This is a genomic window from Gulosibacter sp. 10 (assembly GCF_900163695.1).
GTDB lineage: Bacteria > Actinomycetota > Actinomycetes > Actinomycetales > Microbacteriaceae > Gulosibacter.
Genome location: NZ_FUIC01000044.1, coordinates 23,871 through 39,693, shown reverse-complemented (window position 1 = coordinate 39,693; position 15,823 = coordinate 23,871). Strand labels below are relative to the sequence as shown.

Genomic DNA, 15,823 nt, shown 5'->3' with positions numbered 1-15,823 from the left:
CTCCTACACGGACAGCGACGCGCTCAACGGACTACACCCTCGTTCGAGAAGAGCCTCCAAACTCCTCAAGCGCCTCGACCCCGAATGGGGCGGCGATTCCGGCACGTACAGCAAGACTCCCGCGGAGCTGGAGTCGCAATGGAAACTCGCGAAGAACGAGCTGCCGACGCTGCTGGCCTCGGGGACGATGGTCGAGAACCTTCGACGCAAGCAGGGCGGCGACACCGCGCTGCACGTCTGGGTGAGGCATCCCGCCGAAGCGCTCGCCGGCACCGACGCCGACAGGCGGCAGTGCGGGGAGTTCTTCGAGGAATGGGTGGAGCAGCTGCCGAGCGACCGGCGAATGCCGCTGACGTCGGACGACGGGCCGGAGGCGGATGGAGGAGACGACGCCATGGATGTGGTCGAGCAGCTCGGCGCGTACAAGAACGTCATCGTCGAGGGGGTGGCGGGCAGCGGCAAGACGCACCTGCTGGAACGGCTGAAGGCGCACTACGCCGGCCGCACCACGGTGCTCGTGTTCCATCCGTCGACCTCGTACGAAGACTTCGTCGTCGGGCTGCGCCCCACGGGCAGCGAATTCGCCGTGGTTCCCGGGCCGTTCCTGGTGATGTGCGAGCGCGCCGCTCGCGACCCCGAGCACGACTACCTCCTGTTCATCGACGAGGTGAACCGGGCCAACACCGCGCGCGTGCTCGGCGACCTGCTCATGGTGATCGAGGCGAGCAAACGCGCGGGCGCCGGTCCGGAGTCGAGCTCCGGGGACGGGAATGCATCGGAGTACTGGGAATGGCGGCCGGAGGACTACCGCACCGTGCTCACCGATGAGGAGCTGCGGCGCCGGCCGGAGGCGATCAGCGTGCAACTGCAGACCCCGCTCGAAGGCGGACGCAAGCATCTCGTGGTGCCGCGGAACCTGCACGTGCTCGGCACGATGAACACGACCGATCGGTCGATCGGCACGATCGACCTCGCCCTGCGGCGCCGCTTCCACTGGCGCACCGCCGAGGTGCTCGTCGGGGCGCGGCTGCAGGAGGCGCTCGAGCCGCAACAGGCGGAGCGGCTCGGGACCGTGATCGAATGGCACGAGCGGGCGAACGAGACCCTCCGCACCGAGGTCGGCCCCGACTCCCAGCTCGGGCACTCCTATTTCTTCGCCCGGGATGCATCCGCCGAGGAGGTCGCCGAGGCGCTGCTGCATCAGCTCGCCGAGATCGCCCACACGTTCAACATCGGCGAAGCCGTGATGGAGCGCTTGTTCGACGGCGGCGCGGCATCGCTGCCCGACGGGCGCCGGCTTCGCCAGGTGGGCAAGGGGCTCGGCAGGCGATTCGTCATCGGGTACGGCGCCGCCGAGACGGGGGCCGCGTCGAGCAACGACATCGCACCGTGAGCGAGATGCCCGACGTCGACCCGGTGCCGGCGCCCGAAACGGTCTGGTTCCAGGCCAGCGAGCGGGGCAACGGCATCGGCCTGACCGTGCTGCAGCGGAAGGCCGCCGATCGCGCCGATCCGCAGTGGCTGTTCGTCTACGTGCTGCCGAAGCTCTGGCGCGAGAGCGGCGGGAGGAGCGTCGTGGTCCGGCTCGACGATCCGGCAGCGCGGCACACGACGATCGCGGTGCACGAGCAGGACATCCTCGGCCTCCCGCTGGCCTGGGGAGCGGTGCTGCGAGACGCCATCCTGGTGGGCCGCGAACCGGAGCCCGTTGATGGGGAGGAGCCGACGGAGGAAGAGGATGCCGGCGTGCGCGACCGGCTCTGGACCGAAGTCGTCGATCCTCGAATGGAGGCCTCGCCGGCCGGCGACTGCGACGAGCGCACTCGGGACGGGTTCTGGAAGCTCATCGAGGAGGAGGCCACGGTGCTGCTCGTCGATCCGCCTCCGGGCGCGAGCGTGCTCCTCGGCGATCCCGCGGCGAGGCGGACCTATCTCCGGCTGTTCCTGCAGGCGGCCGGGGAGCAGGTCGCCCGCCGCAGGCCCGAGTTCATCTCCACGACCGAGCCCCTCAACACGGTTCGCGGCCGGCTGCTCGCCGACCGGCTCGTGCAGCGGGCCGCGCGTCGCACCGTGCCCGTCTGGTGCGAGTTCGACTCCCTGACCGCCGACACCAGGATGTGGCAGGCCGTCCGCCGGGCGGCGATGGTCTGCGCCGCCGAGATGGGGGAGGACGCGGACCTGCTCGAGCTGGCGATGGAGGTCGATGCGCGGTTGAACGACGTCGCGATCGAGTCGATCGCGGAGGTGCTGGCGCAGGCGAACGAGGTGGCGGCAGCGGTGCGGGAGCGTCAGCTGAAGTCGCTGCACCGCGTGGCGACGGCCATTCTTCGTCACGAGGTGCTCCTCGCGGAGCCGTCCGACGCCGATGCCGAGGGGCTCGTGTTCATGTTCAAGGTGCCCACGAGCGAGGTCTGGGAGCGGCTCGTCGCCGAAGCGGTGAACACCACGGGCGCGTATCGGGCGGTTCGTCATCCCGAGGGGAAGGCCCTGTTCGCGGCCGGGGTGCGCAAAGCGGTCGATATCGCGGTGTACCGCGGCGGCGCGGATGGACGCCTCGCGCTGGTGCTGGATGGAAAATACAAGCGCGCTCCCGGCGGGCTGCGAGCGGCCGATATGAAAGACCAGTACCAGATCTACGCCTATGCGAACCTCTGGGGCGTGCCGGCCCTGCTCGCCTACCCGGGGAGCGGCCCCTCGGCGCGGAGTCGGGCGAGGATGTCGGCGGCGCTCGAGAACCGGGGCGAGCGCTCGGGCATCGTCGAATTGCCGTTTCCCCGGCCCGGCGAGCGGGCGATCCCCGCCACCGCTGCGGAACTCGTCGAGGTCCTGGACCGCGCCCGGCAGGATTCGGATTCTCGCTAGGCCTCGTACGGCCACGCGGGCATCATCTCCGTCATCTAGGGTGTGGGACTACGGCGCCCGAGGTTCGTTCTGGCGCATGAACACGCGGTGTCGGAAGGCGACGGTGCAGCGGCTGTCGAGTCCGGCCCGCAGAGGCCTGTGGAGGCGAGCGATGAGCGGAACGAAGTCCGGCACGGCGCCCGAAGACGTGCCGATCGAAGTGGTGCGCTTCCTGGACTCCGTGCCGGTGTTCCAGATGCTCGAGTTCAACCTATTTCCCGAGGACCGGGTGACCGTCGAGGAATGGCGCGAGAGCCAAGCGGAGCTCATGGAGGTGGAACCGTCCTCCGTCGATCTGCGTGTGCTGACCCGGCTTCCCGACGGGTTTATGCTGTCGTTCGATCTGCGCCGAGGCGAGGACGGGTATCCCCTCGGGTTCTGCGACCTGGGATTTGCGGAGGAGGCGGATCCGCTCGGACTGACGATCTCGGAGTACTTGGACCTCGCGATGGAACTCGCGCCGCTCGAAGCGCAGATGCTCGAGGGGGTCTACCCGTACGAGGAGATCGTCGAAGCGTTCGAGCGCCGCGGTCTTCGCGAGAACGAGTTCTGGGCGGAGTTCCTCGCCGAGCTCGCCGAGTCGCGGTCGAGCACCGAAGAGCGGATGCGCTATATCCGGGAGACGCGCTGAAGACGCCGCGACGGGGCGGACGGCGCACCCGCCGTCCCGAGTCGTGCAGCGCCCGGCGCCGCACCGGTGCTTGAATAGCTCCAGTGAACCGTCCGTCGTCCCTCCGTGCCATCGACCTCCGCGCGTTCGACGAGCCCGTCGACCGCAGGGCCGCGCGCGCCTTCTTCGACTCCGACGACCCCGCCGTCGTCCAGGTCGAGGATCAGGTGATGGCCCGGCACCGGCGGCTGCGGGTGCTCGCGATCGTCTCGTTCGCGGTCTGCCTCATCGGGATCGTGTTGTGGTCCTCCCTCCCGGAGGACGGCGACGACCGCCTCGCATTCACGCTCACCTTCGGCGGGCTCCTGGGCGCCGTCACGTCGTTCGTCGAGCTCCGCCGCTCGAGCGCACCTCGCGCCTATCAGGTCGCCCGGTTCGCATCGGACAACGGCTTCGCGTTCTCCTACCTGCAGGACAGCGCGGGCTACGAGGGGATGCGGTTCGTCAACGGCGAGCACCATCAGCGGTGGCTCACGGTCAACGGACGGGTGGGCGGCAAACCCGTCGAGTTCGGCAACCTCACCTTCGCCCTGAACCGCACGCGCAGGCTCGGGTACATCGCCATGCGCCTCCCGGCCCACCTGCCGACCATGCTCATCACCGCTCGTTCGAATCCGCTGCTCACGCTCGCTCTCCCGGAGTATCCGGCCCGCGAGAACCTCGTCGACGTGGGCGCGGGCAGGCGCTTCCGCGTCTACGCGAGCGCGGGCGCCGAGCACGTGGTCCGAGCGCTGTGCACCCCCGAGGCGGTGACGGTGCTCGCGGCGCTCGCGAAGCGCTACACGATCGAGATCGCCGGCGACGTCCTCTTCCTCTACCGGCGCGGAGACGCCGTCACCGCTCGCGGCCGCCGCTGGAAAGAGCAGATCGAGGACGTCGAAGCGCTCGCGCGGGTGCTCGACTCCTCGCAGGTCTGGCCGATCATGCGCGCGCAGTCCTCGCGGTTCCTCAGGAGCCTCCCGGCGATGCGGCAGCACTTCGTCACCCGGTCGCCGATCGCGATGGCGCTGATCATCGTCGCCGTCGTCGTGCTGGTAGCGGTCGCCTTCGCTCTCCTCGTCGTATGACCGGGCCGGTGAGGCGGCTGCGGCGCGCGGCGATCCCATCGGAAGCCCGCCCCCGTCGAGGCGCCGAGCGCGGTCACCCCTGCTCGTCGAGGATCCTCGCGATGCCCTCCCGGTATGCCGTGACCCGGAAGTCGGGGAAGCGGCTCGCGAACTTCGAGGCGTCGAAGATGTTGTCCTGCCGGTATCGCGGGAGGAGCTCCTCCGCCTCCCGGACTGCGGGGCTCACGAGCGCGCCGAGTCCGAACGCCCATCGCGGCACCACGGTCGAGGGGATCCTCCTGCCCGTGATCCGCGCCGCGAGGTCGATCATCTCGCGATAGGTCGGCCGATCCGGATCGATGGGCAGGTGCCAGGTCTCGCCGTACGCGTCCGGCGTATTGCCGATGAGCGCCATCGCGCGGCTCGCATCCGGAGTCCAGATGAGGCTGCGCCGGGTGTCGGCGCTCAGCGGCACCAGCGGCCGCCTGCCCTTCCGGATGCGGTTGAAGATCGCGGAGTTGGACAGGCTCTGGGTCTTTCCCGGGCCGTAGAACTCCGGCGCCCTGCAGATGACCGCGTCGATGTTCCCCGCGGCCATCTCGCGCAGCAGCGTCGTCGCGATCCGCGCCCGGACGGCGGCTTTGCGGCCGACCGGCTCGAACGCCGTCTCCTCGGTCTGCGGAGCGGCGGTGCGGGGGTACATGTAGGTGTTGTCGAAGAACACGAGTCTGCTGCCGTGCCTGCGGCAGGCGGCGATCGTATTCGCCATCATGACGGGGAAGCGCTGCTCCCACATCGCCGAATCCATGGGCAGGCCCACGGTGAGGTAGACGATCTCGCTCCCGGCGACGGCCGCGTCGGCGGCCTCGGCGTCCATGAGGTCCGCGGCGTGGAGCTGATCGGTGTCGTGGACCCTGCGGGGGTTGCGGCTCACCAGGCGGATGTCGCGGGTGAAGCCGCGGTGGAGCTCGCGGGTCAGCTCCTCGGCGATCTGGCCGCCGGATCCGAGCACTGTCTGCATGGGTCTGTCCTTCGCGTAGACGGTCGCGCGTGCAGCGCGTCTAGTGGGTGGTGGTGTCGGGGGACGGGAAGGCGGCGGCGAGGGCCGTGCGCACGCGCTCGTCCACGGCGGCCGGATCGGCGTTGGGCAGCTTGCCGTCGAGGTGGAGGAAGGCGAGCCCGTGCGCGAGCGACCACCCGGCCGTGGCCAGGGCGACGGGATCGGAGTGCGGGAAGGCCTCGGCCGCGACGGCTTCGAGGTGGTCGTGGAGGGCTCCGGCGGCGCGGACCCGCTCGTCGTCCCGGTCATCGCAGGGGCGCCCGAACATCAGGCGGAACAGCGCGGGCCTGCGCAGCGCGAAGCGGACGTAGCCGACGGCGAGTTCGCCGATTCCCTCGGCGGTGGCGGGGGAGTCGGCGCCCGCGGCGAGCTCGTCCATGAGCTCCCGCAGTCCGCGGACCGCCAGCGCCGACTCCAGCGCCTCGCGGTCCGCGAAATGGCGATAGGGGGCGGCAGGGGACACGCCGGCATGGCGCGCCACCGCGCGCAGCGAGAAGGGCTCGCCGGACTCCAACAGCTCCAGCGCCGCGACCATCAGCGTGTCGCGGAGATCGCCGTGGTGATAGCCGGGTCTCGTCTCGCTCATCGGCCCTCCCTGAAAGTAAACACTGCTTACATTATCACTACGAGGAGGTCGGGGCGGAACCGGGGCGTCGAGCGCCGGGCCGGGCGTACGCTGGTGGAAGCACGAGGAATCCGGCGCGGGCGGCCGCCGGGGCTGGAGGGGGACGCCTGTGTCGATCGCGGCGGGACGCGCATACCTCGCGGTGATGACGGCCGCGCTTGCGGTCGGCGTCGTGTGTTTCGCGCTCGCCTGGTCGGAGCTCGGCCCCTGGCAGCCCGTCGCCGTCTGGCCCGCGGTGCTCGCGCTCCTCGCGTTCGCGGGGCTGGCGGCCGGAGCGCCGATGTTCTCGCGCTTCGCCGAGGCGTGGATCGACTCCGAAGCGGTGGTGATCCGCCGGGTCCTCGGGCCGCGGAGGGCCGTGCCCCTGTCGGGGATCGAAGAGGTCGTCCTGCTGCGGTCCCTGCGCCTGCCCTCGCGGACCGGGGCGTCCTCGGCTCCCCGGGTGGTGCTGCGGGGCGAGGGCAGGACCATCGCGGCGTTCAGCCCGCGCAGCGCCGATCTCGTGCCGGAGCTGGGGCGCCGGGGGCTCGTCCTCGCCGTCGTCGACGATCCGCTGACTCCGTTCGCGGCGGCCCGCCGCTACCCGAAGTCCGTCGGGTTCGCGGAGCTGCTCGTCCAGCCGTTCGCCTGGGGCGCCATCGTCTTCCCCATCCTGATCATCGTCTGGGTCGTGTGCGATGCGGCGAGCGGATGATAGGGCTCCGAGGCGGGACGACAGGCGCCGCGGCCGACGCGTTCGCCGAATCCCGGCGATAGGCGCGACGGCTACGCCCGCCGCACCGGCTGCTGCAGCTCCGTCACCCAGTCGGCCTGATCCTCGAGCTCCGCGCGGATGTAGTACTCGCGGCACGGGCCGTCGGGGACGAACCCCCGGGCGAGGATCTCGGCGTGGACGGCCTGCCAGCTCTCGTGGATCCGGTCCATGGCCCCGAGGTGGACCCCGACCAGGGCTTCGGCGGCCGCCGGCAGCGTGACCACCTCGAATCCCTCGGCCTCCTCGCCGGCGTACCGGTAGCCGACGACGATGTGCACGCCGGCGTCGTCGAAGTCGTACTGCGCGATGGGGACGTCGAGCGCCCCGCTCCGTCGGCCGATGATCTCGGCGATCGCGTCGAACATCGGCTCCACTACCTCGGCGATGGCCGGCTGGTCCTCGACCACCGCGGATCGCGCGGCGAGACGGGGGGGCCGGAAGCGGTTTCCTGATGATCTCGATGGCGGGCATGTGCTTCTCCTTCTCGATGAGGCGGAGCCTCCGCTCCACGTCGGCGAGTCTCGCGGTCGCGATCCGGTGCTCCGCATCGACCTCATCCCGGCGGGTGCGCAGGAGCGCCTCCAGCCGCTCGGCATCGACGCCCCGCTCCAGGATGCAGGCGATGTCGTCGAGGCCGAATCCGAGTTCGCGCAGGGTGACGATCCGATGCAGCCGATCGAGCTGCGAGGGGTCGTAGGAGCGGAAGCCGCTGAACTCGTCCACGTGGGCGGGCACGAGCAGGCCCTGGGCATCCCAATGCCGCAACTGGCGATGGGTCACCTGGCCGACCTGCGCGAACGCTCCGATGGACAACATGCTCCGGTTCTCCCATCTGACACGGTGTCAGGGTCAAGTATCGCCGCCGCTCGCGGCGGTCGCCGCATATCGTTCACGGGTCGATTCTGCCTCGAGTGCGCGCCGCTGCACTGCAGGATGCGCTCGGCCATGCCCCCGAATGCGCGCTTGACATGCAAGTAATTGCTTGCCTATTCTGAGGTCATGCCCGATGTGTTCAAGGCGCTGGCCGACTCCACGCGGCGAAGGATCCTGGACGAACTCTGCGAGCGCGACGACCAGACGCTGTTCGAGATCTGCTCCAGGCTCGTCAACAAGCACGGCCTGAGCCTGAGCCGCCAGGCGGTCTCCCAGCACCTCGGCGTCCTCGAGGACGCCGGGCTCGTCGTGTCCCGCCGGTCGGGGCGCTACAAGTTCCACAGCATCGACACGGATCCGCTCGACGAGATCGTCACCCGCTGGCGAACGCCGAAGACCGGGCCGGGCACCACCGCCTCCGACAGCGAAAGCAGATGATCATGAACATCCAGTGGGCCAGCGTCTTCGTAGACGATCAGGAGCGCGCGCTGCGCTTCTACACCGACATCCTCGGCTTCCGGCTCAAGCACGACGAGCCGGCGGGGGACGCGCGGTGGATCACGGTGGTCTCGCCCGAGCATCCCGACGGCGTGGAACTCCTGCTCGAGCCCAAGGGGCATCCCGCCGCCGAGCCGTTCACCTCGGCGCTGGTCGCCGACGGGATCCCCTTCACGCAGTTCGCGGTGGACGACGTGCAGGCCGAGTACGAGCGTCTCGCCGGGCTGGGCGTCGAGTTCACGCAGCCGCCGGTGACGATGGGGCCGATCACCGTCGCCGTCTTCGACGACACGGTCGGGAACCTCATCCAGCTCATCCACCAGGAGTCGTAGGGGCTCGGCGAGACCGGAAGCCCGGGTTGCGGCCCGGATCGCGTCATCGCGCCCGCGGAGCCCCTTCCGGCGAACAGCCAGATCGCGCTCGAACCGGCCAGTAGGATCGCTCCCACAGCGCATCGCCGCCCTGGTGCCCGAAAGGAGAACGCCGCCGTGCTCAAGAAGATTCTCGTCATCGGTCTCGCCTACTTCGGGGTCACCGTCGGCGCCGGGTTCGCGTCGGGGCAGGAGATGCTGCAGTACTACGTCTCATACGGCTGGTGGGGGCTCGCGGGCGCCGGGGTCAACCTGCTCATCATGCCGCTGACGGCGATGGCGATCCTCCAGTACGGCAGCTATTTCCGCGCGCAGTCGCACGGGAAGGTGTTCAACTCGATCACCGCATCCTTCCTCGCGAAGTTCATGGACTACGGCCTCTCCGCGGCGCAGTTCTGCATCGGCTTCGTCATGCTGGCAGGCGCCGGCTCGAACCTGAACCAGCAGTTCGGCCTGCCGCTCTGGGTCGGCTCCGCGGTCATGGTGCTGCTCGTCATCGCCTCGGGCATGCTGAACCCCAACCGGGTCGCCGGCATCATCGGCGGCGTCACCCCGGCCATGATCGTGCTCATCCTGTGCGCCGCGCTGTATTCGATCTTCACGTTCAGCGGTTCGCTGCAGGGAGTGCACGACTTCGCGGTGCAGCACGTCACCTCGGCGCTGCCGCACTGGCTCTTGGCGACCGTTAACTACACGGGGCTGTCCATGTTCAGCGGCATCGCCATGGCCATCATCATCGGCGGGCAGAACTGGAGCCCGCGGGCCGCGGGCTGGGGCGGCTTCGTCGGCGGGTCCATCTTCGGACTCCTCCTCCTGCTCATGACCACCGGCCTGCTGCTGCGGGTCGGGGACGTATACGACTCGGATCTGCCCACCCTCGCGCTGATCAACGAGATCAACCCGGTGCTGGGCACCATCGCCTCCTTCGCGACGTATCTGATGATCTTCAGCACCGCGCTCGGCGTCTTCTACTCGCTCGGCCAGCGCCTCGCGGCCCCGCGGCCGCAGACCTTCCGACTCGTGTTCATCCTCGTCACGCTGGTCGGCTTCGGCCTGAGCTTCCTGCCGTTCACCGCGCTCGTGAACAGCGTGTTCCCGGTGCTCGGGTGGCTCGGCATCCTGTTCGTCGTCGTCCTCGTCGGCACGTGGCTGGTGAACGGCCGCACCGATATCGGCGAGGAGAGCCGGCGCCGCGACAAGATCCGCGCGCTGGTGCTGCGCAGGCTCGACCCCAAGCGCCGGTGGACGCCGAAGCACACCGCATCGCTCGTCCAGGTCGTCGACGAGTCCAATCTCCGCCCGAGGGTCCTCGGCGACTTCATGAGCAGGGACGTGTACCGGGAGGCGACGCAGACCATGGGCCTCGAGTTCACGGAGGAGGAGCAGAAGAAGCTCGGCGAGAGCTTCGCGAAGCTCAAGCAGTCCGCGGCGACGGGCGATGGTCCGGCCTCCTTCGACGGGGAGCCCGAAGCGAAGAACGAGGAGCCCGAGCCGAAGGAATGATCGCCTTCATGCCGGTCTGAGTCGGTGCGAGCAGCCGTCGCGGCCGTCGATCAGGGCGCTATTTTTCCCCGGGGTTCCTCGGCAGCCGGTTTGCGCCAGATCAGCGCATACCGCCACAGCGGGAGCTGCCGCCAGCGAACCCCGGGCAGGATCCGCCGAGCGGTGCGCCGCACGGTGCGGTAGTCGTGCGGCGGCGGCCACAGCACGGGAGCGGTGTGCTCCCAGACTCCGTACCGACGTGCGAGCCGCCGATGCTGCGCGGCGCAGCTCCAGGGCGAGAAGACCGTCGCCGCACCCCGCGTCCAGCGCGGAGCGCGCCCCGTCGGGCACCGCGTCCACGATCAGCGGGTGATAGTGGATGTTGTGATTCCAGCGACGAGTCGGGCCCTCCATCGCTGCACCGCTACGGCGCCTGCGGGGCGTCTCCGCCCAGCTCCTGCGCGAGACCGACCAGAATGCCCTCGTGGCCGCGGATGTAGCAGAGGCGGTACGCGTCCTCGTATCGGACCACCTCTTCGCCGACCAGTTCCGCACCGCGATCCCGGAGGCGCTCGAGTGTTCCGTCGATGTCGTCGACCGCGAACATCACCCGCAGATAGCCCAGCGCGTTCACGGGCGCGTTCCGGTGATCCGCGACGGTCTCCGGCTCGACGAACCGCGAGAGCTCGAGCCGGCCGTGGCCGTCGGGGGTGCGCATCATCGCGATCTCGACGCGCTGGCCCGCCAGGCCGGTCACGCGGCCCGACCACGCGCCCTCGACCGTCGCGCGCCCCTCGAGCTCCAGGCCGAGTTCGCGGAAGAACTCGACCGCCCCGGTCAGGTCCTCCACGACGATGCCGACGTTGTCCATCCTCACGGTCATGGGGGCATCCTAGAGCGCGCGTCTTCGGGCCGGTCGAACGGGCGGACCGTTCGGTATGGCAATCGACCGCGTCGGCCGGCGCGCGGGACCCCTGGAACTCGAGATGCTATCTTCGCGGTGCGGTCGCGATGACGGGGCCGAACGCACGCCCCGCCCGAGTCGCGCGGATCCGGTCTCGACGTGCGTCGAACAGGGAGGTCCCAGGATGCGCAGGCTCGTGTACTTCGGCGGCGGCACGCTCGTCGGGGCGCTGTACGGGGAGATCGACCGCCTGGTGCTCAAGGTCGCGCCGCTGACGATCGGCGCCGGGATCCCGCTGTTCTCGCGGAACGCGGAATTCGAGCCGGAGGTCTGGACGCTCGCGGAGCACAGCATCGTGCCGAGCGGGGCGATGTTCCTCACCTACGACTGCAAGGAGGACTGATCCGCATGGAGATCGCGCTGCCCGCCGACTGCGGCAATGCGCCGAGGATCGGCATCGTAGGGGACTTCGCCGTCGACTGGGCGAGGAGGAAGGCCGCGGCCGTCGCGGAGCGGCTCGCGGAGGATGCCACCTGGACGGTCGTGGGCGAAGCCTCGAGAAGCGGCGCCTCGGCGGTCGAGGCATCGCTGCCGCCCTTCGAGCCCGAGCGTATCGAGGTCGTCTCGATCATCACGCACGGCCGCCTCGCATCCTGCGACGGCGTGCTCGAGGGGGAGGAGCGGCGCCTCGGATTCAGCCTCGTCCTCCGGTTCGCGAGCACGTCGAAGACCGCGAGGATCGCGGAGCTGCGGAGCTATTGCATCGAGATGGACGCCTCGGGGTGAGGCGGGGCGCCGCGCGCGGCGGATCATCGCGAAATGCGAGGATCGGAGCATGATCAGCCTTCACCGATGCCGACCGCGCGACGAGGACCGTTCGGCGCTCGTCGAGTTCCTCACGCGGAACGAGTTCCCCTTCCACGTGCACAGCCGCTCCGATGCGGAGCGGATCGAGCGACTGATCGAGGACGGCGCCTTCGACGACGAGGAGCACGAGACGTTCTGGGTCGAGGAGCGCGATCTCGGCAGAGTCGGGATCGTGACCCTCGAAGATCTGCGGGATCCGACCCCGCTGTTCGATCTGCGTCTCGCCGAGCGGTACCGCGGGCGCGGGCTCGGCCGCGCCGCGCTGGCGGCGACGACGGAGCACGTCTTCGAGACGATGCCCGAGGTGCGGCGCTTCGAGGGCCAGACCCGCGAGGACAACGTGGCGATGCGGCGCGCATTCCTCCGCTCCGGCTGGGTCAAGGAGGCGCACTACCGGGAGTCCTGGCCGGTCCTGGGCGGCACCCCGGTCGCCTCGGTGGCGTACGCCATCCTGCGGCGCGACTGGGAGTCCGGCACGGTGACGACATTCGAATGGGAGGACGTGACGCTGTGAGCGTCAGTCCGCCGCGCGTCCGAGGAATGAGAACAGCCCGCCGATCACGCGCAGCACCTGGCCGATGATGACGATGACCTCGAGCACGGCGACGACGCCCTCGAGCGTGGTGCCGAGCACGCGCATGTGCTGGGAGATGTTCGCGGCGCCGCCGAGGTGCTCGAATTCGCGCTGCCAGGAGCGCTCCTGGCGGAACAGGACCGCGTAGGGCAGCAGGTGCTCGGTGAGCTCGTAGCGGTCGAGCGCGGATTGCGCCACGGGGTCGCCCGCGGTCGGCCTCGGGCGCAGGCCGAGCGCCTGCCCGCCCGGGGTGAGCGCTCCCGCCGGGGTGCGCAGGGCGCCCTGCTGCGATTCGAGCATCCGGATGCGGTCCTGCTCGCCGAGACGGATGTAGTCGCGCAGCCCCGACAGGTGCCGGCGGCGCTCACGACCCTGATCGGTGAAGTGCAGCAGGGGCGGCGGCGCGAGCGTCATCACCCAGAACATCGCGAGCACGTCGACGAGCACCACGAGGGCACCCATCCACTCGCCGGTGATGAATGCACCGAGGATCAGGAAGAGCCCGAATACGAGCACGATGAGGAACAGCAGCGACAGGAGCACCAGGTGAGCGGCCCCGCTGCCGGGGCGGGCGAGCCCCTCGGACCTGATGCGGTCCCTGACGTCGTCGAACAGCCGCGTGAGCGCCCTGCGCCGATGATTGCGGAACGCGCCGCGGCCGCGCAGGAAGTACACCTCCGGCGCATGCTCGATGCTCGCGACCGGCACGCCGATCTCCTCGAGCGCCCGCAGATACCGCCGCTGCTGGCGGGGCCGCAGCCTCCTCGGCCGGAAGGCCTCCAGGAGCGCGCGCTCGTCGGCGGTGAAGGGGGCTTCGGGCCTCGCCTCCATCGCGACCGGGCCTCTGGCGCCGCGCGGCGCGAGGATCCGGATCTTCCCGCGCACCGCCAGGTCGACGATGATGGCCGCGAGCACCCGCCGGTCGGCGCGGACGAGCAGGCCGTGCTCGAGCACGTCGCCGGGCGGCGGCACGTATTCCGCCACGACCGAGGACGGCAGATGCTTCGCGATCGGCCGTGCGATCGCGATGATCAGCAGGGCGAGCAGGACGAGGACGACTCCGACTGCGAGGAGCCCCAGTATCGTGTTTGGATCGGACACCCGCGTCACGCTAATGCATCGGTCTTCGCGCGCCCCCTCAGCGTTCCGCTTCGCCGCCGCTCTTCGGAGCCGCGCTCGTCGCGGTCCAGACTTCGCCCCACTTCTCCGCGAGCGACTGCGCCGTCTCGTGCGCGTTGAGCCCGCTGGGGTTCGGCAGCACCCAGAGGCGGACGTCCTTCGGCCAGCCCGCGACCGTGTCGGCCGGCTGCTCGCCGAGCGAAGAGTGGGGTAGGTCGAATGCGGTGCGGAACGCCGTGACGCCGACCACCGCCGCCGTCCTCGGCCTCAGGATGCGCACGCGTTCGAGCAGTCTCGTGCCGCCCTCCCGCAGCTCCTGCCGGGAGAGCTCGTCGGCTCGCGCGGTCGGCCGTCCGACGAGGTTGACGATGCCGATGCCGCGGGCGGCGAGCATCCGCTCGTCCTCGGGCGAGAGTCCTCGGGAGGCGTCCACGTTCCGGTCGAGCACGCCGGCCAGGTGCAGCGAGCCCCAGAACCGGTTGCCCGGGCGGGCGAACGGCGAGTTGACGGCGGCGGTCCACGGACTGGGGTTGATACCGACGATGAGCATCGACAGCAGGCCGGCGTTGCGCTCGTCCTCGGGGTAGGGGAGCACGTCTTCGCGCAGCGCGCCGGACGCCGCCGCGGAGACGGTCTCGGTCTTGTCCGGCCTGCGGTCGCCGAGCGGCGAGGGACTGCGCCAGGGCGACCAGTGCTCGGGAAGCGCTGCATCCATGCCGCCGAGTGTAGGGCCATCCGCTCGCCGCGGGCTCATCGGGGCGGGCGTCGCCGGGGTGCCCCTCCCTGCCGGGAGCCCCCGCTTATCCGGTGACGAGCGCGACGATGGCGAGTGCGACGGCGCCGAGGCCGAGGATGATGAAGAAGTAGCGGGCCGGGATGAAGAACAGCGTGGAGACCGGCCGGACGACCACGGGGCGGCCCTCGGGATCCAGCGCCGGCACCGTCTCCTCGGTGACCACGCGGCCGTCGGGCGTCCGGTAGGGCATCTGCAGCGGTCGGGTGATGGTCACGGGCCGCGGCTTGTCGAGCGCCGGGTACACCCACCGCGCGAGGACGAAGTTGATCAGCGCGGCGAAGCCCAGCACGAGGGCGCCCAGCCATGGACTGCCTTCCACGATGCCGCCGAGCAGGAGCGTGTCGACGCCGAAGGCGCAGAGCACGCCGAGCCCGACGGCGAGGAAGGAGAGGAAACCCCAGCGGGTCCAGATGATCATGATTGCTCCTGGGCGGGATGCCGATGCGGGACACACCGGACGCACGGTTCGATGCGCTGATAATAGTCCGCCCAGAACACATCCGCCCCGCCCCGCGGGAACGGGCAACCGGAGGAAAACCGATGACGAATGCCGAACGCGTCACCGTGACCCATGCCGTCGGGGAGGTCACGATCCGCGCGCGGGTCGCCCCGGAGCACGTCGAGATGGCCGAGACGGTGATGCGGGTCATGATCAAGGACGGCCTGGCGTTCGACCCGGAGACCGGTCAGATGGAGGTGCAGGACGGGCTCGAGCGGCTCGCCCGCTGCGAGCCCATGTGGTGGGGCTTCTCGGAGGCCACGCCGCAGCCCGTCGAGGGCGGCTACGAGCTCGTGACGCCGGACTTCCTCGCCGACCCTCCGGCCCGCGGCGACGACCTGACCCCGATGCTCGACATCCGGGCGAAGATGCAGGACGTGATCCTCGCCGCCGGCACCGGGGAGGCGCAGACCTATGCGAGCGACCGGGTGATCCTCGCGAACGGCTGGCGGGAGGCCGAGGAGCTCGTGATGATCCGGAGCGAGCCGACTCCCGACGACTCCGGCTGGTTCATCCAGCCCTCGGACGCGCGACCCGACCGCGAATGGGAGGTCGAGGACCTCGAGGCGCTGCCGGCGTGGATGCTCCTGCGCGAGCGGCCCGAGACGGTCTGGGCCATGTGCCTCCCCGCCGACTGCGTCGCGCTCACGCGGCCGGGACGCATCCTCAGCATCGTCGACGACGAGGACCGGCTGCTCGCCGAGAACATCGAGTACTGATGCGGATGCGGCGCGGCGTCAGCCGGTCGCTGAACCGTCCCAGCCTGCGAGGCGGATGATCTCCT

The 15,823-nt window shown here is 70.1% G+C and carries 19 protein-coding genes and 1 pseudogene; 12 read left to right on the top strand and 8 right to left on the bottom strand.

Annotation, left to right across the window (positions count from 1 at the left end; translation table 11 throughout):
• The 4 genes from FM112_RS14760 to FM112_RS17315 form a co-directional block, all read left to right on the top strand.
• The coding region (locus FM112_RS14760; protein WP_176386851.1) for an McrB family protein at positions 1-1,393 on the top strand (1,393 nt) is incomplete at its 5' end.
• A 5-nt stretch (positions 1,394-1,398) separates the two neighbouring features.
• On the top strand, positions 1,399-2,862 hold the full coding sequence (locus FM112_RS14755; RefSeq protein WP_254910521.1) for an McrC family protein: 1,464 nt from the start codon (positions 1,399-1,401) through the stop codon (positions 2,860-2,862).
• A gap of 151 nt (positions 2,863-3,013) precedes the next feature.
• Positions 3,014-3,532: a hypothetical protein gene (locus FM112_RS14750; RefSeq protein ID WP_087008949.1), complete on the top strand. Its 519-nt coding sequence runs from the start codon at positions 3,014-3,016 to the stop codon at positions 3,530-3,532.
• A gap of 83 nt (positions 3,533-3,615) precedes the next feature.
• Positions 3,616-4,638: a hypothetical protein gene (locus FM112_RS17315; RefSeq protein ID WP_087008947.1), complete on the top strand. Its 1,023-nt coding sequence runs from the start codon at positions 3,616-3,618 to the stop codon at positions 4,636-4,638.
• A gap of 73 nt (positions 4,639-4,711) precedes the next feature.
• Here the strand turns inward: FM112_RS17315 and FM112_RS14740 are convergent, their stop codons facing one another.
• Together FM112_RS14740 and FM112_RS14735 are read right to left on the bottom strand one after the other, a co-directional pair.
• Positions 4,712-5,638 (bottom strand): NAD-dependent epimerase/dehydratase family protein, encoded by a 927-nt coding sequence (locus FM112_RS14740; RefSeq protein ID WP_087008945.1) that lies wholly within the window; start codon positions 5,636-5,638, stop codon positions 4,712-4,714.
• A gap of 40 nt (positions 5,639-5,678) precedes the next feature.
• Entirely contained in the window at positions 5,679-6,263 is a 585-nt protein-coding gene (locus FM112_RS14735; RefSeq protein ID WP_087008943.1) for a TetR/AcrR family transcriptional regulator, read from the bottom strand.
• Positions 6,264-6,447: 184 nt separating this feature from the next.
• Here FM112_RS14735 and FM112_RS14730 point away from each other — a divergent pair, with 184 nt between their 5' ends.
• Complete coding sequence (locus FM112_RS14730; RefSeq protein ID WP_140400717.1) at positions 6,448-6,996, top strand: hypothetical protein; 549 nt, start codon at positions 6,448-6,450, stop codon at positions 6,994-6,996.
• 71 nt (positions 6,997-7,067) lie between these two features.
• Here FM112_RS14730 and FM112_RS17615 read toward each other — a convergent pair whose 3' ends face one another.
• On the bottom strand, positions 7,068-7,421 hold the full coding sequence (locus tag FM112_RS17615) for a GyrI-like domain-containing protein (RefSeq protein ID WP_254910520.1): 354 nt from the start codon (positions 7,419-7,421) through the stop codon (positions 7,068-7,070).
• Positions 7,422-7,722: 301 nt separating this feature from the next.
• Positions 7,723-7,872 (bottom strand): annotated as a pseudogene (locus FM112_RS17610) (MerR family transcriptional regulator); the annotation flags it as partial.
• A 183-nt stretch (positions 7,873-8,055) separates the two neighbouring features.
• Between FM112_RS17610 and FM112_RS14720 the strand changes: the two are divergent.
• The 3 genes from FM112_RS14720 (at position 8,056) to FM112_RS14710 (ending at position 10,301) form a co-directional block, all read left to right on the top strand.
• On the top strand, positions 8,056-8,367 hold the full coding sequence (locus tag FM112_RS14720) for a helix-turn-helix transcriptional regulator (RefSeq protein WP_087008939.1): 312 nt from the start codon (positions 8,056-8,058) through the stop codon (positions 8,365-8,367).
• Between the two features lie 2 nt (positions 8,368-8,369).
• Positions 8,370-8,759 carry a VOC family protein gene (locus FM112_RS14715; protein ID WP_087008960.1) on the top strand — a complete coding sequence of 130 codons (390 nt, stop codon included), beginning with the start codon at positions 8,370-8,372 and terminating at the stop codon, positions 8,757-8,759.
• A 156-nt stretch (positions 8,760-8,915) separates the two neighbouring features.
• On the top strand, positions 8,916-10,301 hold the full coding sequence (locus tag FM112_RS14710) for a hypothetical protein (RefSeq protein ID WP_087008938.1): 1,386 nt from the start codon (positions 8,916-8,918) through the stop codon (positions 10,299-10,301).
• Between the two features lie 403 nt (positions 10,302-10,704).
• Here FM112_RS14710 and FM112_RS14700 read toward each other — a convergent pair whose 3' ends face one another.
• Positions 10,705-11,163 (bottom strand): VOC family protein, encoded by a 459-nt coding sequence (locus FM112_RS14700; protein ID WP_087008936.1) that lies wholly within the window; start codon positions 11,161-11,163, stop codon positions 10,705-10,707.
• Positions 11,164-11,368: 205 nt separating this feature from the next.
• Between FM112_RS14700 and FM112_RS17310 the strand changes: the two genes are divergently transcribed.
• From FM112_RS17310 to FM112_RS14685, 3 genes are read left to right on the top strand one after another with little or no spacing between them, the layout of a single operon-like run.
• Positions 11,369-11,587, top strand: coding sequence for a hypothetical protein (locus FM112_RS17310; protein WP_087008934.1), 219 nt, complete (start codon positions 11,369-11,371; stop codon positions 11,585-11,587).
• A gap of 5 nt (positions 11,588-11,592) precedes the next feature.
• Positions 11,593-11,970 carry a hypothetical protein gene (locus tag FM112_RS14690; protein WP_087008932.1) on the top strand — a complete coding sequence of 126 codons (378 nt, stop codon included), beginning with the start codon at positions 11,593-11,595 and terminating at the stop codon, positions 11,968-11,970.
• A 49-nt stretch (positions 11,971-12,019) separates the two neighbouring features.
• Entirely contained in the window at positions 12,020-12,565 is a 546-nt protein-coding gene (locus FM112_RS14685; RefSeq protein WP_087008930.1) for a GNAT family N-acetyltransferase, read from the top strand.
• Positions 12,566-12,568: 3 nt separating this feature from the next.
• Here FM112_RS14685 and FM112_RS14680 read toward each other — a convergent pair whose 3' ends face one another.
• The 3 genes from FM112_RS14680 to FM112_RS14670 all read right to left on the bottom strand — a co-directional run bounded on the left by FM112_RS14680 (position 12,569) and on the right by FM112_RS14670 (position 14,958).
• Positions 12,569-13,726, bottom strand: a complete 1,158-nt coding sequence (locus FM112_RS14680; RefSeq protein ID WP_176386850.1) for a DUF2207 domain-containing protein — start codon at positions 13,724-13,726, stop codon at positions 12,569-12,571.
• A gap of 37 nt (positions 13,727-13,763) precedes the next feature.
• Complete coding sequence (locus FM112_RS14675) at positions 13,764-14,459, bottom strand: mismatch-specific DNA-glycosylase (protein WP_087008924.1); 696 nt, start codon at positions 14,457-14,459, stop codon at positions 13,764-13,766.
• Positions 14,460-14,544: 85 nt separating this feature from the next.
• Complete coding sequence (locus FM112_RS14670; protein ID WP_087008922.1) at positions 14,545-14,958, bottom strand: hypothetical protein; 414 nt, start codon at positions 14,956-14,958, stop codon at positions 14,545-14,547.
• A gap of 122 nt (positions 14,959-15,080) precedes the next feature.
• On the opposite strand from FM112_RS14670, the gene FM112_RS14665 reads away from it, so the two are divergent.
• A complete protein-coding gene (locus tag FM112_RS14665) occupies positions 15,081-15,758 on the top strand; it encodes a hypothetical protein (protein WP_087008920.1) in 678 nt (225 codons plus the stop codon).
• Positions 15,759-15,823 lie beyond the last annotated feature (65 nt).

What these genes read in the sequence shown, in the direction of transcription:
- FM112_RS14730 (WP_140400717.1), top strand. Translation starts at nt 6,448, where the DNA reads ATGACGGCCGCGCTTGCGGTCGGCGTCGTGTGTTTCGCGCTCGCCTGG.
- FM112_RS17615 (WP_254910520.1), bottom strand. Translation starts at nt 7,421, where the DNA reads ATGTTCGACGCGATCGCCGAGATCATCGGCCGACGGAGCGGGGCGCTC.
- FM112_RS14665 (WP_087008920.1), top strand. Translation starts at nt 15,081, where the DNA reads ATGACGAATGCCGAACGCGTCACCGTGACCCATGCCGTCGGGGAGGTC.
- FM112_RS14715 (WP_087008960.1), top strand. Translation starts at nt 8,370, where the DNA reads ATGAACATCCAGTGGGCCAGCGTCTTCGTAGACGATCAGGAGCGCGCG.
- FM112_RS14685 (WP_087008930.1), top strand. Translation starts at nt 12,020, where the DNA reads ATGATCAGCCTTCACCGATGCCGACCGCGCGACGAGGACCGTTCGGCG.
- FM112_RS14740 (WP_087008945.1), bottom strand. Translation starts at nt 5,638, where the DNA reads ATGCAGACAGTGCTCGGATCCGGCGGCCAGATCGCCGAGGAGCTGACC.
- FM112_RS14755 (WP_254910521.1), top strand. Translation starts at nt 1,399, where the DNA reads ATGCCCGACGTCGACCCGGTGCCGGCGCCCGAAACGGTCTGGTTCCAG.
- FM112_RS14670 (WP_087008922.1), bottom strand. Translation starts at nt 14,958, where the DNA reads ATGATCATCTGGACCCGCTGGGGTTTCCTCTCCTTCCTCGCCGTCGGG.
- FM112_RS14720 (WP_087008939.1), top strand. Translation starts at nt 8,056, where the DNA reads ATGCCCGATGTGTTCAAGGCGCTGGCCGACTCCACGCGGCGAAGGATC.
- FM112_RS14750 (WP_087008949.1), top strand. Translation starts at nt 3,014, where the DNA reads ATGAGCGGAACGAAGTCCGGCACGGCGCCCGAAGACGTGCCGATCGAA.
- FM112_RS14690 (WP_087008932.1), top strand. Translation starts at nt 11,593, where the DNA reads ATGGAGATCGCGCTGCCCGCCGACTGCGGCAATGCGCCGAGGATCGGC.
- FM112_RS14735 (WP_087008943.1), bottom strand. Translation starts at nt 6,263, where the DNA reads ATGAGCGAGACGAGACCCGGCTATCACCACGGCGATCTCCGCGACACG.
- FM112_RS14675 (WP_087008924.1), bottom strand. Translation starts at nt 14,459, where the DNA reads ATGGATGCAGCGCTTCCCGAGCACTGGTCGCCCTGGCGCAGTCCCTCG.
- FM112_RS17310 (WP_087008934.1), top strand. Translation starts at nt 11,369, where the DNA reads ATGCGCAGGCTCGTGTACTTCGGCGGCGGCACGCTCGTCGGGGCGCTG.
- FM112_RS14700 (WP_087008936.1), bottom strand. Translation starts at nt 11,163, where the DNA reads ATGACCGTGAGGATGGACAACGTCGGCATCGTCGTGGAGGACCTGACC.